Origin of the sequence: Homoserinibacter sp. YIM 151385, from assembly GCF_027912415.1 — a bacterium.
Classification (GTDB): domain Bacteria; phylum Actinomycetota; class Actinomycetes; order Actinomycetales; family Microbacteriaceae; genus Schumannella.
The window spans coordinates 1784496-1801946 of record NZ_CP115175.1; the positions used below are offsets into that span (position 1 = coordinate 1784496).

Annotated in this window: 19 protein-coding genes; 6 read left to right on the top strand and 13 right to left on the bottom strand. The window is 73.5% G+C overall.

Annotated features, from left to right (window positions below):
* The 3 genes from OF852_RS08660 (at position 1) to OF852_RS08670 (ending at position 2962) form a co-directional block, all read left to right on the top strand.
* Positions 1 to 1056, top strand: coding sequence for an ABC transporter permease (locus OF852_RS08660; RefSeq protein WP_271118766.1), 1056 nt, complete (start codon positions 1 to 3; stop codon positions 1054 to 1056).
* A gap of 59 nt (positions 1057 to 1115) precedes the next feature.
* A complete protein-coding gene (locus OF852_RS08665) occupies positions 1116 to 2093 on the top strand; it encodes a sugar ABC transporter substrate-binding protein (protein WP_271118767.1) in 978 nt (325 codons plus the stop codon).
* A gap of 101 nt (positions 2094 to 2194) precedes the next feature.
* Positions 2195 to 2962 (top strand): SDR family NAD(P)-dependent oxidoreductase, encoded by a 768-nt coding sequence (locus OF852_RS08670; protein ID WP_271118768.1) that lies wholly within the window; start codon positions 2195 to 2197, stop codon positions 2960 to 2962.
* Positions 2963 to 3082: 120 nt separating this feature from the next.
* Here the strand turns inward: OF852_RS08670 and menD are convergent, their stop codons facing one another.
* Positions 3083 to 4768 (bottom strand): 2-succinyl-5-enolpyruvyl-6-hydroxy-3-cyclohexene-1-carboxylic-acid synthase, encoded by a 1686-nt coding sequence (menD, locus tag OF852_RS08675; RefSeq protein ID WP_271118769.1) that lies wholly within the window; start codon positions 4766 to 4768, stop codon positions 3083 to 3085.
* Complete coding sequence (locus OF852_RS08680; protein ID WP_271118770.1) at positions 4768 to 5220, bottom strand: PLD nuclease N-terminal domain-containing protein; 453 nt, start codon at positions 5218 to 5220, stop codon at positions 4768 to 4770. Before OF852_RS08680 ends, menD begins: the two co-directional genes overlap by 1 nt.
* 79 nt (positions 5221 to 5299) lie before the next feature.
* Here OF852_RS08680 and OF852_RS08685 point away from each other — a divergent pair, with 79 nt between their 5' ends.
* Positions 5300 to 5536: a DUF4229 domain-containing protein gene (locus tag OF852_RS08685; RefSeq protein ID WP_271118771.1), complete on the top strand. Its 237-nt coding sequence runs from the start codon at positions 5300 to 5302 to the stop codon at positions 5534 to 5536.
* Between the two features lie 10 nt (positions 5537 to 5546).
* Here the strand turns inward: OF852_RS08685 and OF852_RS08690 are convergent, their stop codons facing one another.
* From OF852_RS08690 to OF852_RS08710, 5 genes are all read right to left on the bottom strand, one after another.
* Positions 5547 to 6557 carry a 1,4-dihydroxy-2-naphthoate polyprenyltransferase gene (locus OF852_RS08690; protein WP_271118772.1) on the bottom strand — a complete coding sequence of 337 codons (1011 nt, stop codon included), beginning with the start codon at positions 6555 to 6557 and terminating at the stop codon, positions 5547 to 5549.
* 125 nt (positions 6558 to 6682) lie between these two features.
* Positions 6683 to 7828 (bottom strand): AMP-binding protein, encoded by a 1146-nt coding sequence (locus OF852_RS08695; protein WP_271118773.1) that lies wholly within the window; start codon positions 7826 to 7828, stop codon positions 6683 to 6685.
* Positions 7829 to 7838: 10 nt separating this feature from the next.
* Positions 7839 to 8738 carry a 1,4-dihydroxy-2-naphthoyl-CoA synthase gene (locus tag OF852_RS08700; RefSeq protein WP_271118774.1) on the bottom strand — a complete coding sequence of 300 codons (900 nt, stop codon included), beginning with the start codon at positions 8736 to 8738 and terminating at the stop codon, positions 7839 to 7841.
* Positions 8738 to 9163, bottom strand: coding sequence for a hypothetical protein (locus OF852_RS08705; protein WP_271118775.1), 426 nt, complete (start codon positions 9161 to 9163; stop codon positions 8738 to 8740). The genes OF852_RS08700 and OF852_RS08705 overlap by 1 nt, the downstream gene beginning before the upstream one ends.
* A gap of 34 nt (positions 9164 to 9197) precedes the next feature.
* Positions 9198 to 10100 (bottom strand): hypothetical protein, encoded by a 903-nt coding sequence (locus OF852_RS08710; protein ID WP_271118776.1) that lies wholly within the window; start codon positions 10098 to 10100, stop codon positions 9198 to 9200.
* Between the two features lie 136 nt (positions 10101 to 10236).
* Here OF852_RS08710 and OF852_RS08715 point away from each other — a divergent pair, with 136 nt between their 5' ends.
* Both OF852_RS08715 and OF852_RS08720 read left to right on the top strand, forming a co-directional pair.
* Positions 10237 to 11226, top strand: a complete 990-nt coding sequence (locus OF852_RS08715; protein ID WP_271118777.1) for an o-succinylbenzoate synthase — start codon at positions 10237 to 10239, stop codon at positions 11224 to 11226.
* 119 nt (positions 11227 to 11345) lie between these two features.
* A complete protein-coding gene (locus tag OF852_RS08720; protein ID WP_271118778.1) occupies positions 11346 to 11765 on the top strand; it encodes a hypothetical protein in 420 nt (139 codons plus the stop codon).
* Between the two features lie 129 nt (positions 11766 to 11894).
* Here the strand turns inward: OF852_RS08720 and OF852_RS08725 are convergent, their stop codons facing one another.
* The 6 genes from OF852_RS08725 to OF852_RS08750 all read right to left on the bottom strand — a co-directional run bounded on the left by OF852_RS08725 (position 11895) and on the right by OF852_RS08750 (position 17451).
* Positions 11895 to 12707, bottom strand: a complete 813-nt coding sequence (locus OF852_RS08725) for an ABC transporter ATP-binding protein (RefSeq protein ID WP_271118779.1) — start codon at positions 12705 to 12707, stop codon at positions 11895 to 11897.
* Positions 12708 to 12773: 66 nt separating this feature from the next.
* On the bottom strand, positions 12774 to 13766 hold the full coding sequence (gene ccsB / locus OF852_RS08730; protein WP_271121147.1) for a c-type cytochrome biogenesis protein CcsB: 993 nt from the start codon (positions 13764 to 13766) through the stop codon (positions 12774 to 12776).
* Positions 13767 to 13793: 27 nt separating this feature from the next.
* A complete protein-coding gene (gene resB / locus OF852_RS08735; protein ID WP_271118780.1) occupies positions 13794 to 15506 on the bottom strand; it encodes a cytochrome c biogenesis protein ResB in 1713 nt (570 codons plus the stop codon).
* Complete coding sequence (locus tag OF852_RS08740; protein ID WP_271118781.1) at positions 15484 to 16218, bottom strand: cytochrome c biogenesis CcdA family protein; 735 nt, start codon at positions 16216 to 16218, stop codon at positions 15484 to 15486. The genes resB and OF852_RS08740 overlap by 23 nt, the downstream gene beginning before the upstream one ends.
* A gap of 1 nt (position 16219) precedes the next feature.
* Positions 16220 to 16825, bottom strand: coding sequence for a TlpA family protein disulfide reductase (locus OF852_RS08745; protein WP_271118782.1), 606 nt, complete (start codon positions 16823 to 16825; stop codon positions 16220 to 16222).
* On the bottom strand, positions 16822 to 17451 hold the full coding sequence (locus tag OF852_RS08750) for a histidine phosphatase family protein (RefSeq protein WP_271118783.1): 630 nt from the start codon (positions 17449 to 17451) through the stop codon (positions 16822 to 16824). Before OF852_RS08750 ends, OF852_RS08745 begins: the two co-directional genes overlap by 4 nt.

Genomic DNA, 17451 nt, shown 5'->3' on the forward strand with positions numbered 1-17451 from the left:
ATGCTGGCGAAACTCAAGGGCCTGGACACCGGCCGCTACTCCATCTTCCTGATCCTCGCGGCGGTGGTGATCATCGCGAGCTTCCTGAGCCCCAACTTCATGACGGGGAACAACATCACGAACGTCCTCCGCCAGGTCGCGGTGATCACGATCCTCGCCTACGGCGCGATGACGCTCATCATCGGCGGCATGATCGACCTCTCCGCGGGTGCCGTCATGGCCTTCGCGGGCGTCGTCTCCGTGCTCGTCTACAAGGACACCGGCAGCATGGCCCTCGCCATCGCGGCCGCCCTCGTCGTCGGCGTCGCCTGCAACCTCGCGAACGCCTTCCTCGTCGCGACCCTCAAGACGCCGGCGTTCATCGTGACGCTCGGCATGATGCTCGTCGCGAGAGGCGCGGTCCTCGAGCTCACCCAGGGCCAGAACGTCCTGCAGCTGGGGGACTTCGTGGAGATCGGGCAGGGCTCGCTCGGGCCCGTCCCCCTCCCGACCCTGTTCCTCGTGCTCATCACGATCGTCGTCTGGTACCTCATGACCCAGACCCGCTACGGCCGCTCGCTCTACGCGGTCGGCGGCAACGAGGAGGCGGCGCGTGCGGCGGGCATCGCCGTCGCCAAGGTCAAGTACCAGGCCTTCGTCGTCAACGGCCTCCTGGTCGGCTTCGCGGGCGTGCTCTTCATGGCGCGCGTCAACGCCGGCCTCCCGAACGCGGGCGTCGGCTACGAGCTCCAGGCGATCACCGCCCCCATCATCGGCGGCACGAGCTTCTCGGGCGGCGTCGGCACCACCGCCGGCACCCTCGCGGGCGCGCTCATCGTCGGCGTGCTCGGCAACATCATGAACCTGACGGGCGTCGGCTCCTACATCCAGCAGATCGTCATGGGCCTCATCATCGCCGCCGCCGTCGCCTACGACGTGTGGTCGAAGCGCGGCAAGAAGCGCACCGTCATCCTCAAGCCCCGCCAGGACAAGACCGCCACGACCGACGCCGGCACCTCGGCGCCCGGGGCGGCGACGCCTGAGGGGGTGAGCTCGTCGAAGTCCGCCGAGTCCTGAACCCGACCCACCGACCCCGCACCACCACCCGCACCGCACATTCCTCGAAGGAGAAGAACGTGAAGCACCTCACCCGCAAGATCCTGACCCTCGGCATCGCCGCGGCGACCGTCACCGCCCTCGGCGGCTGCTCGACCGCAGCCGGCGGCGGAGACGGCGACGGCTACCGCGTCGCCTACATCGCCCGCGCGCAGGTCGACTCGTTCGCCGCCTGGCTCGCGAACGAGATGAAGGCCGAGGCCGAGAACTACGACGACATCACCCTCGAGGTCTTCGACGGCCAGGCCAACGACGAGATCGAGAACACCCAGATCGAGAACGCGATCGCCAACGGCTTCGACGCGATCATCATCCAGGCCAACAACGGCGAGGCGCAGCGCCCGTACATCGAGCAGGCCGTCCAGGCGGGCATCGTCACCATCACGACGAACCCCCGCGTCGAGGACATCGAGGGCGCCAACTCGGTCGACGCGAGCCCCTACGACCAGGGTGCGGGCGTCGCGCAGCTCGGCGTCGAGCAGATCCCCGAGAACGCGAAGGTCGTGGTCCTCAACGGCCCCGGCGGCAACTTCCACTCGACGGAGCGCCGCAACGCCTGGCAGGCCGAGTTCTTCGACAAGCGCCCCGACGTCGAGATCGTCGCGGAGGACATCGCGAACTGGAACAAGGACGAGGCCCTCACCCTCATGGAGGACTGGGTGCTCGCCAACGGGAAGGTCGACGCGATCATCTCGATGAACGACAACATGGCCGCGGGCGCGCTCGAGGCCGTGAAGGGCAACGCCGACTTCGCCGACGTCCTCGCCTACGGCGTCGACGGCACCCCCGAGGCGACCCTCCTCATCCAGGACGGCACCATGACGGCCACCACGCTCCAGAACGCGCAGGAGCTCGCCGAGCTCAACATGAAGGCGGTCCACGACCTCCTCACGGGCGCGGAGGACTCGGTGAACGTCGACATCGGCAACCCCGTCATCACCAAGGAGAACGCCGCCGAGTACGTCGAGCTGTACACGGAGGCCGGCCTCATCAAGTAGTCGGCACCCGCCGACGCGACGGGGGACGGGCGCTGCGCCCGTCCCCCGTCCGCATCCCGCACGACCCGCACGACCCGCACCCAGATCTCAGGAGACCCCACGTGACCGTCATCGACCGCTTCGACCTCACCGGGCGCACCGCCCTCGTCACGGGCGCCACCCGCGGCCTCGGCCGCGCCTTCGCGACCGCCCTCGCCGAGGCCGGCGCCGACATCGTCGTCCACGGACGCGATGCCGCCGCCGCCGAGGAGGTCGCGGCCGAGCTGCGCGCCCTCGGCCGCCAGGCGCATGTCGTCATCGGCGACCTCACGAGCGCCGAGGGCGCCGAGGCCGTCGTCGCCGAGGCGACCGCCGCCGCGGGCGAGGTCGACATCCTCGTCAACAACGCCGGCGCCTGCATCCACCGCCCCGCCCTCGAGGTGACCGACGAGGAGTGGGCGCACGTCATGGACACCAACGTGACCGCGCTCTGGCGGATGTCGCAGGCCGTGGGCCGCCAGATGGTGGGCCGGCAGGCGGGCGTCATCGTCAACGTCGGCTCGATCTCGGCGCAGATCGTCAACCGCCCCCAGCACCAGCCGGCCTACAACGCCTCGAAGGCGGCCGTGCACCAGCTCACGAAGTCGCTCGCGGCCGAGTGGGGCACCCAGGGCGTGCGCGTCAACGCGATCGCCCCCGGCTACATCAAGACCGACATGTCGCCCGTCGACGAGCCCGCCTACCGCCGCATGTGGATCGAGGACTCGGCCATGCAGCGCTACGCGACCCCCGACGAGCTCGGCGGCGCGATGGTGTTCCTCGCCTCCGACGCCTCGAGCTTCGTGACGGGCTCGGTGCTCGTCATCGACGGCGGGTACACCCTCTACTGACCCCCCCCTGTGCATTTCTCCGCACTCGCACCGCGGATCCTCGCGGCGAGTGCGGAGAAATGCACCTCGCAAGCCACGGGGGCTCGGCGCGCGGCCACGCACCGGGCCCCCGTCGTCAGCTCAACGGGCGAGCGGGACCTCGAGGATGACACGGCCCGGCGTCGCGGTGAGCGCCTGCTCGAGATCGCCCCGGGTGGCGACGAGCCGGTGCTCCCACCCGTAGGCCGCGGCGAGCGACGCGAGCTCGACCCGCTGCGGCGTGAGCATGACGCGGTCGAAGTGCGCCCGGTCGGCGGACCCCGCGACCTCGAGGCCGTCGAAGATGGTGCCGCCGCCGTCGTTGCCGACGATGACCTGGATGCGCGGCGAGCGCTCCCCCTCGCCGACGAGCAGCGCGCCGACGTCGTGGAGCAGCGCGAGGTCGCCGAGGAGGACCCGCGTCGTCCCGCGCGAGGACGCCGCATCCCCCTCCCCCGCATCCTGCGAGGCGAGGGCGATGCCCATGGCCGTCGCGACCGTGCCGTCGATGCCGGCGAGCCCGCGGTTCGCGTGGACCCGCAGCTTCTTGCCGGGGACCGCCATGTCGGCCTCGCGGATGAGGCGGCTCGCGCCGAGCACGAGCCGGTCGTGCGGCCAGCTCGCCGCCCAGACCGCCTCGACGAGATCGCGTCGGCTCACCTGCGCACGGAGGTGGGCGAGCTGCTCCTTCGCGAAGGCGGCGCGCTCGCGGTAGTCGGTGCCAATGCTCGAGGAGGGCCCGGCCTCGGCGGGATCGCGCTCGAGGAGGGCGCGGGAGGCCTGCACCCATCGGCCGACCCAGGCGCGGGCGGCGCGGGCGCGCTCCGGCGGGAGCTCCGCATCCGAGACCTCGACGGCGTCGGCAAAGCGCGCGACCGCGTGCCCCGGGTCGTAGCGCTCGACGCCGGGCCGCGTCACGACGATCGTCTCGACCCCTCGGCGGGCGATGAGGGCCGGCACCTCGCGGCTCAGCGTCGGGTGGCCGAGCACGACGACCCGCTCGACCCGGTCGCCGAAGTTCGCGGTGCCGAGCAGCCGGCGGTAGGCGACGACGAGGTTGGGGCCGAAGCGCGCGCCGCTCGCGACCTCCGCGATGAGGGGGGCGCCGAGCCGGTGCGCGAGCTCCTCCGCCTCGGCGCCGGCGCCCGCACCCGCGACGACGACCGTGCCGGGCCCGGGCTCCAGCACGACGGTCTCGCCGGCCGGGGATGCGGGGGCCCACTCCCCCGGGTCGAGGTCCGGCAGCGAGACGGCGCCCGAGAGCGGCTCCCGGAAGGCGAGGTTGAGGTGCACGGGACCCGTCGTCTCCCCCAGGGCCTCCTCGGCGAGGGCGGCGGCGAGCTCCGCGATCGGGGTCGCGTCGTCGGGCGCGGGCACGTCGAGTTCGCGCCGCACGGCGCCCGCGAAGATGCCGGGCTGCACCGTCGTCTGGTTCGAGCCGATGCCGCGCAGCTCCTCCGGCCGATCGGCTGAGAGGACCAGCAGCGGGATGCCGGCGTGCGAGGCCTCCAGGACCGCCGGATGCAGATTCGCGACCGCCGTGCCCGAGGTCACGACGACCGCCGCGGGCACCCCGGTCTCGACCGCGAGGCCGAGCGCGAGGAAGCCGGCGACGCGCTCGTCGATGCGGACGTGAAGCCGCAGCAGCCCCGCCTGCTCGAAGCGCGCGGCCGCCAGCGCGAGCGCCTGCGAGCGGGAGCCGGGGCACACGACGAGATCGCGGAGGCCGCGGCGGACGAGCTCGCCGAGCAGCGCCGACGCGAGCTCGGAGGCCGGGGATCGGGTCATCAGGCCCGCGCGCCGCCCGCGGCGCCGCCGGTCTCGTCGTCGGGCTTCTCGCCCCGGGAAGGGCCGTCGGGAGCGCCAGGCCCGGCCGCGTCGCCGCCGGCCGCCGCCGCGCCCGACCCGTCCTCATCGAGCTCGGCGAGGCGGCGCTCGAGGTCGCGGATGCGCTCGTCGCGATCGTGGTCGCGGCCGATCCGCTCGAGGAAGGCGGGGTCGTCGTCCGGCGCCGAAGAGCGCTTCCGCTCCGGATAGCGCCCGTGCTGGCGCTGCTCGAGCCGCTCGCGGCCGATGATGAACCAGAGGATCGGGCCCACGCCGAGGAGCAGGCAGATGAGCACCCACGCCCACTTGGGGAGCCCGCGGACCCGGCTCTCGTCGATCATGATGATGTCGACGATCGCGAAGATCGTGAGGGCGACCGAGATGAAGCCGAGAATCGCCCACAGTCGTGCCATGCCCCGATTCTAGGCGACGCGCCCGGGCGCAGGCCGTGCGCCCGGCGGGCGATCAGGCGGCGGAGCCTAGACTTGCCCGGTGCCGACCTGGGTCCGATACACGATCATCCGCCTGGGGCTCTTCGCGGTCATCTTCGCGGGCCTCCTGCTGATGCAGGTGCCGTTCGTCATCGCCGCGATCGTCGCCGCCGTCTGCGGCTTCGCGATCGCGTACATCTTCTTCCGCGGGCAGCGCGACGAGATCGCGCGGCAGCTCGCCGCGCGCCGCACCCGCGATCAGGCCGCCGCGGGCGACGAGCGCGCCGAGGACGTCTGAGCTCGCCCGCCTAGAACGCGATCGCGGCCGCGACCGCGAGGCCCCACACGAGCGAGGTCAGCACCGTCAGGCGCAGCACCGTGAGGTGCTCGGCGGTCGTCTTCGCGAGCACCGCGATGATCATCGCCGGGACCGCGCCGAGCAGCGTGAAGTACGCGTAGGCGACGTTGAAGTAGATGAGCGACAGGTACGCGAGGATGCCGTACGGCGCGAGCATGAGGACGACGTAGACGATGCGGGCGGCCATGTCCGGCAGGAGCACCGCCAGCGTGCGCTTGCCGCTCACCGCATCCCGCTCCCGGTCGCGGAGGTTGTTCGACATGAGCACGGCACAGGCGAAGGCGCCCGCCGCGCTGCCGAGCACCCAGGCGTCGGCCGGGACCTGCCCCGAGAGCACGAAGGCCGTGCCGACGGTCGCGACCAGCCCGAAGAAGACGAAGACGACCACCTCGCCGAGGCCGAGGTAGCCGTAGGGGCGCTTGCCGCCCGTGTAGAACCACGCGGCGACGATCGCGACCGCGCCGACCGCGAGCAGCCACCAGTGCTGCGTGACGATCGTGATCGCGAGTCCCGCCGCCGCCGCGATGCCGAAGAACACGAACGCGACCGTCAGCACGGTCCGCGGCTTCGCGGCCCCCGAGCCGACGAGGCGGCGCGGTCCCTGGCGCTGCGCGCCGTCGACGCCGCGGATGCCGTCCGAGTAGTCGTTCGCGAAGTTCACGCCGATCTGCAGCGCGAAGGCGATGACGAGGCAGAGGACGGCGCGCAGCCAGTGCGTCCACAGCTCCTCGACGTAGTAGGTGGAGAGGGCCCAGCCGAGCGCGACCGGCGAGATCGCGAGCGCGAGCGTCTGCGGGCGGGCCCCGCGGATCCAGTCGCCGGGGGTCGCCGGCTTCACCGGCGCCGGCCGGCTGTTCTTCTTCGCCCCCGCCTTGGCGCGCGCCTTCGGCGGCACCGGCCGGGCGACGGCCGCCCGGTTCGCATCTCGGGGGTCGATCCGCTGCTGCTTCGCTCCTGCCACGATCCGGAGTCTATTCGGCGCCGCTCGACGCCTCCTCCCGCGCGCTCTCCGGGAGGGGATCCGGCCGACACGCCGATCCCCAAGGGCTCCAGCCCGGCGCGTCGCCTGAAACCCCTCCCGAAGGATCAGCCGTCGAGCGCGAGCCGGTGCAGCGCGAGCCGGTCGGGCTTGCCGGAGGCCAGGGTGGGGATGCCGGTGCCCCACACGATCCGCAGCGGGCGCGCGGCCGGGCCGAGCTCCGCCGCGAGGCGCGCGTCGAGCCGCCCGCCGAGCTCCGCATCCTCAGGGGCTGCCGTCACGAGGACCGCGCGCTCGCCCCAGCGTGGATGCGGCACCGCGACCGCCACCGCATCCACGAGCCTGGGCTCCTCGCGCGCGACCCGCTCGATGTCGCCGAGCGCCACCTTGAGGCCGCCCGAGACGATGACGTCGTCGCGGCGGCCGGTCACGCGGAGGCGGCCGTCGGCATCCACCGAGCCCGCGTCGGCGGTGCGGAACCAGCGCACGCCGTCCTCCTCGAGGAAGCGCTCGCCGCTCAGCGCCGGATCGCCGAGGTAGCCCTCCGCGATGCCCGGCCCGCCGAGCTGGACCTCGCCGTCGACGACCCGCATCCGCGTCGTGCCGATCGGCTCGCCGTCGTACACGCAGCCGCCGCTCGTCTCGCTCGAGCCGTAGCTGCGCACGACGTGGATGCCGGCCTCGCGCGCCGCGTCGAGGAGCGCCGCGGGGGTGGCCTGGCCGCCGACGAGCACCGCGCCGAAGCCGCTGAGCGCTGCCCGCGCCGGCTCGTCGCCGAGCAGCGTCGCGAGCTGCGCCGGCACGAGCGAGACGAGGGGATGCGGTTCGGCGACACGCGCCGCGGCACGCACGAAGGCGCTCGCCGTGAACGGCCCCGGCGCGACGACGGCCGGGTCGATGCCGGCCGCGATCGAGCGCGCGAGCACGTTGAGCCCCGCGATGTAGTGGGTCGGCAGCGCGAGCACCCAGGCCCCCGGCGACCCCGCCGCGAGCGCCGCCTGCCCGGCGGCCGCGTTCGCGAGGAGGGCGTCGGCCGAGATCGCGACCCGCTTCGGGCGGCCCGTCGAGCCGCTCGTCTCGACGACGAGCGCCACCTTCTGCGGCACCTCGCGCGGGAGCTCGGGCGACCGGCCGGCCTCCGCCGGCGGCGCACCCGAGGGCCGCACGAGGATCGCCGGCCCGCCCGCGAGCGCCGCCCGCAGCGCCTCGAGGACCTCGGGGCCAGCCGGCACGACGCGCAGCTCGCGGGTCATCGGCCGGACCTCAGAAGTGCCACGGGTACGGGCCCCAGTCGGGGTCCCGCTTCTCGAGGAACGCGTCGCGCCCCTCCGCCGCCTCGTCCGTGCCGTAGGCGAGGCGCGTCGCCTCGCCCGCGAAGACCTGCTGGCCGACCATCCCGTCGTCGACCGCGTTCATCGCGAACTTCAGCATCCGGATCGCCGTCGGGCTCTTGCCGAGGATCGTCTCGGCCCAGGCGAGACCCGTCGACTCGAGCTCCGCGTGCGGCACGACGCGGTTCACGGCTCCCATCTCGTGGGCGCGCTGCGCGTCGTACTCGTCCGCGAGGAAGAACACCTCGCGCGCCGACTTCTGGCCGACCTGGCGGGCGAAGTAGGCGCTGCCGTAGCCCGCGTCGAAGGAGCCGACATCCGCGTCCGTCTGCTTGAAGCGGCCGTGCTCGCGGCTCGCGATCGTGAGGTCGCAGACGACGTGGAGCGAGTGCCCGCCGCCCGCCGCCCAGCCGGGCACGAGCGCGATGACGACCTTCGGCATGAAGCGGATGAGCCGCTGCACCTCGAGGATGTGGAGCCGGCCCGCGCGCGCCGGATCCCGGACGGCGGTCTCGTCCTCCGAGTACTTGTAGCCGTCGCGGCCGCGGATGCGCTGGTCGCCGCCCGAGGAGAAGGCCCAGCCGCCGTCCTTCGGGCTCGGCCCGTTGCCGGTGAGGAGCACGACGCCGATACGCGGGTTCTCGCGGGCGTCGTCGAGCGCGCGGTACAGCTCGTCGACCGTGCGCGGGCGGAACGCGTTCCGCACCTCCGGCCGGTCGAAGGCGATGCGGGCGATGCGGCCCGTCGTGTCGTGGTGGTAGGTCGTGTCGGCGAGCTCGCCGAAGCCGTCTACCTCCCGCCAGCGCGTCGCGTCGAAGAGCTCCGAGACCATCACAGTCCTCCCAGCAGTCGAAGTCCGTAGGTGAGCACGAGGGGGTTGCCGAGCACAGCGAGCACCAGGCCCGCGATCGCCGCGAGGCGGGTGCGCCGTCGCACGAGCGCGATGACGGCGCACACGACCGCCGCGACCCCCGCAGCCATGGCGACGATCGCGAGGACGGTCGCGACGACCGGCTCCGCGAGCGCGATCTCGACCCCCGCGCCGACCAGCACCGCCTGCACGACGGCGAGGACGAGCGCGAGGATGCCGGGGAGCCGGGGCGAGCCGACGCGGCGTGCGCGCGGTGCACGCGTCGCCGCACCCGCATCCCGCGCACCGGGGGGCGGCACCTCGATGTCGGGCGCGGCACGCGGCGCGGGGCTCCGGGCCGGTCTCGGGGCCAGGCCCGCGGCACGGTCCGGCATCGGCTCGCTCATGCAGGCCCTCCTCGCATCCCAGCCTAACGGCGGGTCACGACACGGAGATCGAGGAGCCGATGAGCGCGACGATGATCGGGTTGCACGCGAGCGACAGGACGAGGCCCAGGACCGCCCAGCCGCGCGGGGGCCGCGCGAGGCCGACGAGCGCGAGGACGAAGGACACCGCGATCGGCAGGAAGGCGAGGAAGAAGGTGTCCCGCTCGTTGCTCGCGATGCCCACCATCTCGATGCCGAATCCGATGAGCGCGAAGACGGTCGAGACCTTGCCGAGCGTGCCCCGGCCGGGCTGCCGCGGGATGCGCGGGCCGGGGGCCGGCACGGGGCGGCCGTCGGGGCCGATGCCCGCGCGCGCGGCGCGGGCGGCACGCCGGGAGCTCGGCTGCACGGCGGGCGCGCCGGCCTGGATCGACACCCCGCTCGCATCGGCGGGGATCGCCCATGGCGCGGGTCCGGGGCCCGCCGCGGCTCCGGCATCCTGCCCGAGCGGTCCCGCCATGGCGCGCCTGACCTCGGCGGGGAGCAGCTCGGCCTCGCGCCGCGCGAGCTCCTGCTGCGAGGCGGCGAGCACCTGCTCGAGGGAGGTCGAGGCGAGCTCGGACTGCGGGTCGGGGATCGCCTTGCGCACCTCGGCGACGGCGGCGTCCGCGAGGGGGGCCTCGGACTCGGCGAGGACGGCGCCCTCGGGGACGCCGCTCGCGTCGGCCGGATGGAGCTCCTCGGCGGCGGCCTGCCGGGGGGCCGCCCGGGCGATCGGATCGGCTGCCGTCGCCGCGTCGGCCGTGGCGCTCGTCGACGTCAGCCCGTAGTCGCGTCCGACCGGGATCACGGTCGAGCCGGGGAGCGCGGTGGGCGTCCAGGCGGTGCCGGAGGCCTGCGAGAGGTAGTCGGCGAGGGTGCGCGTCGTCGTCGCCGGCTCGCCCGTATTCTCCGACATCCGTCCCCCTCTCGCGCTCAGCCTAGCGGCGAGACGCGACGCGGACTCAGGAGATGCCGGGGCCGCAATCGCTGCCGGGCGGCAGTCGGCGCCCGATCTCCTGAGTTCGCGCCACCACCGGGTGCAGACTGGGCTCGTGACCGCCGACGTTCCCGACCTGCGCGAGCTGCTCGACGGCGCCGTCGTGGTCGCACTCCCCCTGCGTGTCCGCTTCCGCGGCATCGACGAGCGCGAGGCGCTGCTCATGCGCGGGCCCGAGGGCTGGAGCGAGTTCTCGCCCTTCGCCGAGTACGACGACGAGGAGTCCGCGGCCTGGCTCCGCGCCGCCGTCGACTTCGGGTGGTCGGCCGGTCCCGCGCCGCGCCGCGACCGCATCCCCGTGAATGCGACCGTGCCCGCCGTCGAGGCGACACGGGTCGCCGAGGTGCTCGCGCGGTTCCCGGGATGCCGCACCGCGAAGGTGAAGGTCGCCGAACGCGGGCAGACGCTCGCTGACGACGTCGCCCGCGTGCGCGCCGCGCGCGAGGTCCTGGGGCCGGAGGGCCGCATCCGCGTCGACGCGAACGGCGGCTGGAACCTCGACGAGGCCGAGCGCGCCGCCCACGAGCTCGCCCCCTTCGACCTCGAGTACCTCGAGCAGCCGTGCCCGGGCGTCGAGGAGCTCGCCGAGCTGCGGGCGCGTCTCCACGACTGGCAGCTGCCGATCGCCGCCGACGAGAGCGTCCGCCGGGCCGAGGACCCGCTCGCGGTCGCGCGGGCCGGCGCCGCCGATCTCCTCGTCGTGAAGGCCCAGCCGCTCGGCGGGGTGCGGCGCGCGCTCGACCTCGTCGCCGAGGCGGGTCTGCCGGCCATCGTCTCGAGCGCCCTCGACACGAGCATCGGCCTCTCGATGGGCGCGCACCTCGCCGCGGCGCTGCCCGAGCTCGACTACGACTGCGGCCTCGGCACGGCGGCGCTGCTCGCGGCCGACGTCACGGCATCCCCGCTCCTCCCGGTCGACGGCGCCGTCGAGGTGCGACGGGTCGAGCCGGATGCGGAGCTGCTGGCCCGGCACACCGCCTCACCCGAGCGCACGGCCTGGTGGCACGAGCGCCTCGCCCGGGTGCACGAGCGCCTCGCCGGCTGAGCCGCGGCGCGGCGGCGCGCTGGCGCGGATTCAGGAGTCGCGCACGCCGCGGTGCTCCGGAATCGCTCCCGGACGACGAGGCTCCTGAATCCGCGCCATGCGGCGAATACGATCGCCGCATGGACGACGAATCGCCCCTGCCACCGGCGCACCCCGAGTTCGCGCAGCACTTCACCGACCCGATCTACGACGAGCCCGGCGACGATCTCGGGCCCTTCGGCAGCGACGAGGCGGCCGACAGCATCACCGAGGCGCTCGACGGACCGCCGATCACCGCCGCCACCACCCTGCGCGAGCTCGTCGCACGCGAGTTCGCCGACGTCGGCGGCGACGCGGTCATCGACGATCCCGACGAGGACGACCCCTCCTTCGACATGTCGATCGTCGGCCTCGGGTTCCTGATCCTGCGCATGCACGGACGGATTGACGCCGACGGCGGGCGCATCCTGCTCGCCGCAGTGGAGCGGATGCAGGCGGCCTTCGGCGACTTCGAGCAGCTCGCGACCATGCGACGCGATCTGGAGACGTTCCTCGGCTGAGCGGCGGCGCGGCCGCGCACTGGCGCGGATTCAGGAGTCGCGCACGCCGCGGTGCTCCGGAATCGCTCCCGGACGAGAGAGCTCCTGAATCCGCGCCACGACTGCGGGCCCAGCGGGACGCAGCCGAGCTCAGCTGCTGCGCACCGACCGCGCCGACCAGCGGCCCGCGTCGTGGCGCACCTCGATCGGGTGGTCGAACGCGGCCGAGACGAGCTCGGTCGTGAGGACCCCGGCCGCCTCGCCGGATGCGGTGATGCGCCCGTGCGAGATGAGGGCGGCGTGGGTGGTCGACTCCGGCAGCTCCTCGAGGTGGTGGGTGACGAGGATCGACGCGACCTCGGGGTGGAGGCGGCGGACACGGTCGACGGTCTCGAGCAGCTGCTCGCGCGCCGCGACATCGAGGCCCGTGGAGGGCTCGTCGAGGAGCAGCAGGCTCGGCTCGGCGATCAGCGCGCGGGCGATGAGCGCGCGCCCGCGCTCGCCCTGCGAGAGGGTCGGCCAGCGGGACGCCTCGACCTCGCCGAGCCCGAGGTCGTGCACGAGGGACCGCGCGCGGGCCGTCTCGGCGGCGCTCGGCTCCCAGCGCGGCGGCAGGTCGAGGGTGCCCGTGATGCCGGTGAGCACGACCTCGAGGACGGTACGCGGGACGTCGATCCCGTGCCGCGGGTTCACGTGCCCGATGCGCCGGCGCAGCTCCTGCACGTCCACCCGGCCGAGCCGGCCGCCCAGGATCTCGACCGTGCCGGAGGTGGGGTGACCCTGCGCGCCGCAGAGCGCGAGCGTCGTCGACTTGCCGGCGCCGTTCGGGCCGATGAGCGCCCAGTGCTCGCCCGCGCGGACCTCGAGCGAGACGCCGTCGATGAGCGCGAGGCCGGAGCGCACGACGGTCGCACCGTCGAGCCGGAGGACGAGGTCGGGCAGGGGCGGGACGGTGCTGGACATCGACTCCAGCCTAGGCGGCGGAGCTCGCGACGCGTCCGTCGAGCACCCTCCGACGGCGGGCGCGGCCTACAGCCCCGAGTACGCGTGCAGCCCCTTGAAGAAGAGGTTGACGACGGTGAAGTTGAACAGGACCGCGGCGAAGCCGATGAGGGCGAGCCACGCGGAGCGGGTGCCGGCCCAGCCGCGGGTCGCGCGGGCGTGGATGTAGCCGGCGAAGACGACCCAGATCACGAAGGTCCAGACCTCCTTCGTGTCCCATCCCCAGTAGCGGCCCCAGGCGAAGGAGGCCCAGATGGCGCCGAAGATGAGGGTGAAGGTCCAGAACACGAAGCCGACGATGATGACGCGGTTGGCGAGGGTCTCGAGCGTCTCCGCGCTCGGCATGGTGCGCAGGAACCCGAGCTTCGTCTCGCCGCCGGCGAGGTCGCGGCGGTGCTGGAGCAGCTGGACGATCGAGAGGCCCGCGCCGACCGCGAAGAAGCCGGTCGCGAGGATCGCGACGAGCACGTGCACGACCAGCCAGGCCGACTGGAGCGCGGGCGGCAGAGGCGCGACGTCGACGTAGAAGTTCATGGTGGCGCTCACGAGCAGCAGCACGACCATGCCGGTGATGTAGGCGCCGAGGAAGCGGAGGTCGCGCCACACCTGCACGAGCAGGAAGACGCCGGCGATGATCGCGGTGCCGGTGAGGGCGAACTCGAACATGTTCGCCCACGGGACCCGCTCGGCGGCGAAGCCGCGGAGGAGGACGGCGCCCGCGTGGATGACCCAGGCGAGGGCGGTGAGGGCGAAGGCGACGCGCTGGTAGCGGCGGTCGGCCGGTCCGGTCGCACCGCCGTCGCGCTGCTCGGGACGGTAGGGCGAGACGCTCGCGCCGGGCGCATCCGAGGCGCCGGCCGCGGCCGCGCCGGCCGCGGCCGCGCCCGCACCGGCGAGCACCGCCTCCCGCTCTTGCACCGCGGCCGTCGGCCGGGCGGAGCGCTTCGCGAGATCGAGCGTGTAGACGATGAAGGCGAGCGTGTAGACGACCGCCGCCGAGTACACGGCGATCAGCGACATATCGGCGAGGTCGTTCACGCGGTCATCCTAATCCCGGGCCTCGGCCCGTGCCTCGGGGGCGGGATCGCCCAGCTGCTCCCGGTGACGCCAGGCCAGATCCTCGACGGCCCGCTCGAGCGTCGGGTCGTCGCCGCGGGCGAGACCCGCGAACTCGATGCGACTCCCCGCACCGGCATCCGCCGCATCCACCGGCACGGCCGTCACCCACAGGCGCCGGCGCGGCACGAAGAGGCTCGTGAGGAGGCCGGCGACCGCGAGCAGCGCGAACACCAGCACCCAGGTCTGGGAGCTGTCGTGGTGGATGTCGAGGGCGACGAAGCGCTTGAGCCCGGTGAACTCGACCGAGCCGAGGCCGTCCGGCAGCTCGACCCGCTCGCCCTGCTTCAGCTCGAGCGCCGCCGTCCCCGAATCCTGTCCGGCGACGGCGGTCATCTCGCTCGTGTCGAGGAGGTAGACGTTCCGCGCCACGCCGTCGTCGAGCCCGAGGTCGCCCGTGAAGACCTGGAGGGTGAGCAGGCTCGACTCCCCCGCCTCCGGATAGACGGAGGTGTACGGGCCGCCCTCCTCGCCGAAGGGGCTCGGGTAGAAGAAGCCGATGAGGCCGACCTGCTCCGCGAGGCCGTCGGGGACCTTGAGGACGCCGAGGCCCGAGAGGTTCGCATCCTGCGGGCGGAAGACGACCGGGCCCTCGTCGACGATGTTCCCGTCTGGGTCTCGCACCGTGATCTCGGGGGCGTAGCCGTTGCCGAGCAGGAAGACCTGCGTGCCGCCGACCTCGAGCGGGTGGTTGACCTTGATGCGCTCCTCGCGCCAGTCGCCGCCCTGCTCGCGCACCGACGCGAAGACCTCGAAGTCCTCCGCCTGCACCTTCCCGTTGACGGGGTTGATCGTGTACTCGCTCGTGAAGTCGTCGAGGCGGAGCGAGTACGGCGCGAGCCCCTCGCCGTCGACGAAGCGCCCCGGGTTGAAGGAGTCGTAGCCGGCGCGCGTGTTCGTGAAGGTGCTGTCCTGCACGAGGACCCGCTGTCCCGTGTAGCCGAAGCCCTGGCCGAGGCCGACCGCGAGGAGCACGCCGACGAGCGCCGCGTGGAAGACGAGGTTGCCGGTCTCGCGGAGGTACCCGCGCTCCGCCGAGACCGAGGTCCCGCCCCGCACGGGGTAGCGCTCGACGCGGTAGCCGCCGCGGCGCAGGAGCCGGGCCGCCTCCTCGATCGCCGTGTCGGCATCCGCCGCGCTCGTCGCCCGCTGGTACCCGACGAGCCGCGAGAGCCGTGCCGGCGTCTTCGGCGGCCGCGCCCGCAGCGCCCTGGCGTGGTGGAGCGTGCGCGGGATGATGCAGCCGATGAGCGAGATGAACAGCAGCAGGTAGATGGCCGAGAACCAGACCGAGCCGAAGGTGTCGAAGAGCTGGATGCCGTCGAGCACCTTGTAGAGCTCGGGGTCATCGATCTCGTACTGGCGGACGCCGTTCGGGTCGCTCGTGTTCTGCGGCACGAGGGAGCCGGGGATCGCGGCGAGCGCCATGAGCAGGAGCAGCACGAGCGCGGTGCGCATGCTCGTCAGCTGCCGCCAGAAGAAGCGCAGGTAGCCGAGCGGGCCGAGGCGCGGCTGGGCGACGTCCTCGCGGGCGGCGGGCCGCGCATCCCGGTGGTCGTCGGGGCGCAGCGGGTCCTGCGCGGCCGCGCCCTGCTCGGCCGCGCCCTGCTCGGCGCCGTCGTCAGAGGGGGTTCTGGAAGCCACTGCTGAACCCTCCGATCGCGGTGATGACGAGCTGCCACAGGCCGGTCAGCATGAGCACGCCCACGACGATGAGGAGCACGCCCCCGATGATGTTGACGAGCCGGATCCGGCGGCGCACCCATCGGACCGAGCTCCCGACCCAGCCGAAGCCGAGGGCCACGAGGACGAAGGGGATGCCGAGCCCGATGCAGTAGGCGGCCGCGATGAGCGCGGCGCGGCCGGGGTCGCCCCCGAAGAGCGCGAGCGTCGACATCGCGGTGAGGGTGGGGCTGATGCAGGGCGTCCAGCCGATCGCGAACACGAGGCCGAGCAGCGGCGCCCCGAGGAGGCCGGTGCGCGGCTGCCAGCGCGGCTTGACGGTGCGCTGCAGCACCGTGACCTGGCCGATGAAGACGAGCCCCATGACGATGACGAGCGCGCCGCCGACGCGGAGCAGGACCGCCTGGTACTCGAGGATGAAGCGGCCGAGCGTGCCCGCGAGGATGAACAGCCCGAAGAACACGATCGAGAAGCCCGCGATGAAGAGGGCCGCCCCGAGCGCCGTGCGGCGGCGACTGTGCTCGCGGCCGGAGGTCGCGCCGCTCACGTAGCCGAGGTAGCCGGGCACGAGCGGGAGCACGCAGGGCGAGAGGAAGGAGAGGAGCCCGGCGGCGAGCGCGATCGGCAGCGCCAGCTGGAGCCCGCCGCTCGTCACGATGTCGCCGGGGCCCACCTCAGTCGCCCTCGGCGAGCGTGTCGTCGATGATGGTCGACACGAGCGCGGGGTCGGTGATGATGCCGCTGAAGCGGGCGGCGACGCGGCCCTCGCGGTCGAGGACGAGCGTCGTCGGCACCGCGTTCGGGGCGACGGTGCCGGCGAAGGCGAGCTGCACGGCGTTGTCGCCCTGGTCGAGGATCGAGGGGTAGCGGATGCCGTACTCCCGCGCGAAGCCGAGCGCGCGCGGCGCGGAGTCCTCGACGTTGACGCCGAGGAAGACGACGTCCTCGTCGGCCTCGTACTGCTCGTGGAGCTCGGCGAGGTCGGGCGCCTCGGTGCGGCACGGCGGGCAGTTCGCGTACCAGAAGTTGAGGAGGGAGACCCTGCCCTCGAGCTCGGCGCTGTCGAAGCCCGCGCCCGTGTCGAGCTCGCCCGCGTAGGCCTGGACGGGCTTCCGGTCGCCGACGGCGACCGTCACGACGCTGCCGTCGCCCGAGATGTAGCCGCCCCCGGCATCCCCCTTCGTGTAGCTCTCGACGAGGTCGCCGGAGCCGCCGGAGGTGCACGCGGCGAGGAGGAGGGCCGCGGCGAGGGCGCCGACGGCGGATACGAGGCGCTTCACACGGCTCCCAGGTCGATGGACTGCGCCAGCAAGTCTCTCGCGGGTTCCTGGTAGTCGACCTCCCGGAAGCGGTCGCCGCGCAGCTCGAGGCTCGTGATGCTCGAGAGGGTGCAGCGGCGGCGGCGCGGGTCGTGGGCGAGCGGGCGGCCCTGCACGCTGCGGGCGACCATCCAGATGGGGAGCTGGTGGGAGACGATGACGACCTCGCCGCCCTCGCTGAGATCCCAGGCGTCGCGGAGCGCCGAGAGCATGCGGCGGGCGATGGAGGCGAACGGCTCGCCCCAGCTGGGCAGTGCCGGGTTGGCGAGCCAGGGCCAGCGGGCCGGGTTGCGGAGCTCGCGGCGGATGTTCATGCCCTCGAAGCGGTTCGCGGGCTCGATGACGCGGTGCTCGTGCACGGGCTCGAGGCCGAAGCGCGCGGCCCAGGGCGCGGCGCTCTCCTGGGTGCGCTCGAGGGGGCTGCAGTAGAGCGCCGTGACGGGGCGCCCCTCGAAGGATGCGGCGGCGGACTCGGCCATGCGCACGCCCAGCTCCGAGAGGTGGAAGTCGGGGAGGCGGCCGTAGAGGACCCGCGTCGGATTGTGGACCTCGCCATGGCGCACGAGATGGATGCGGTCGGCGGGCAC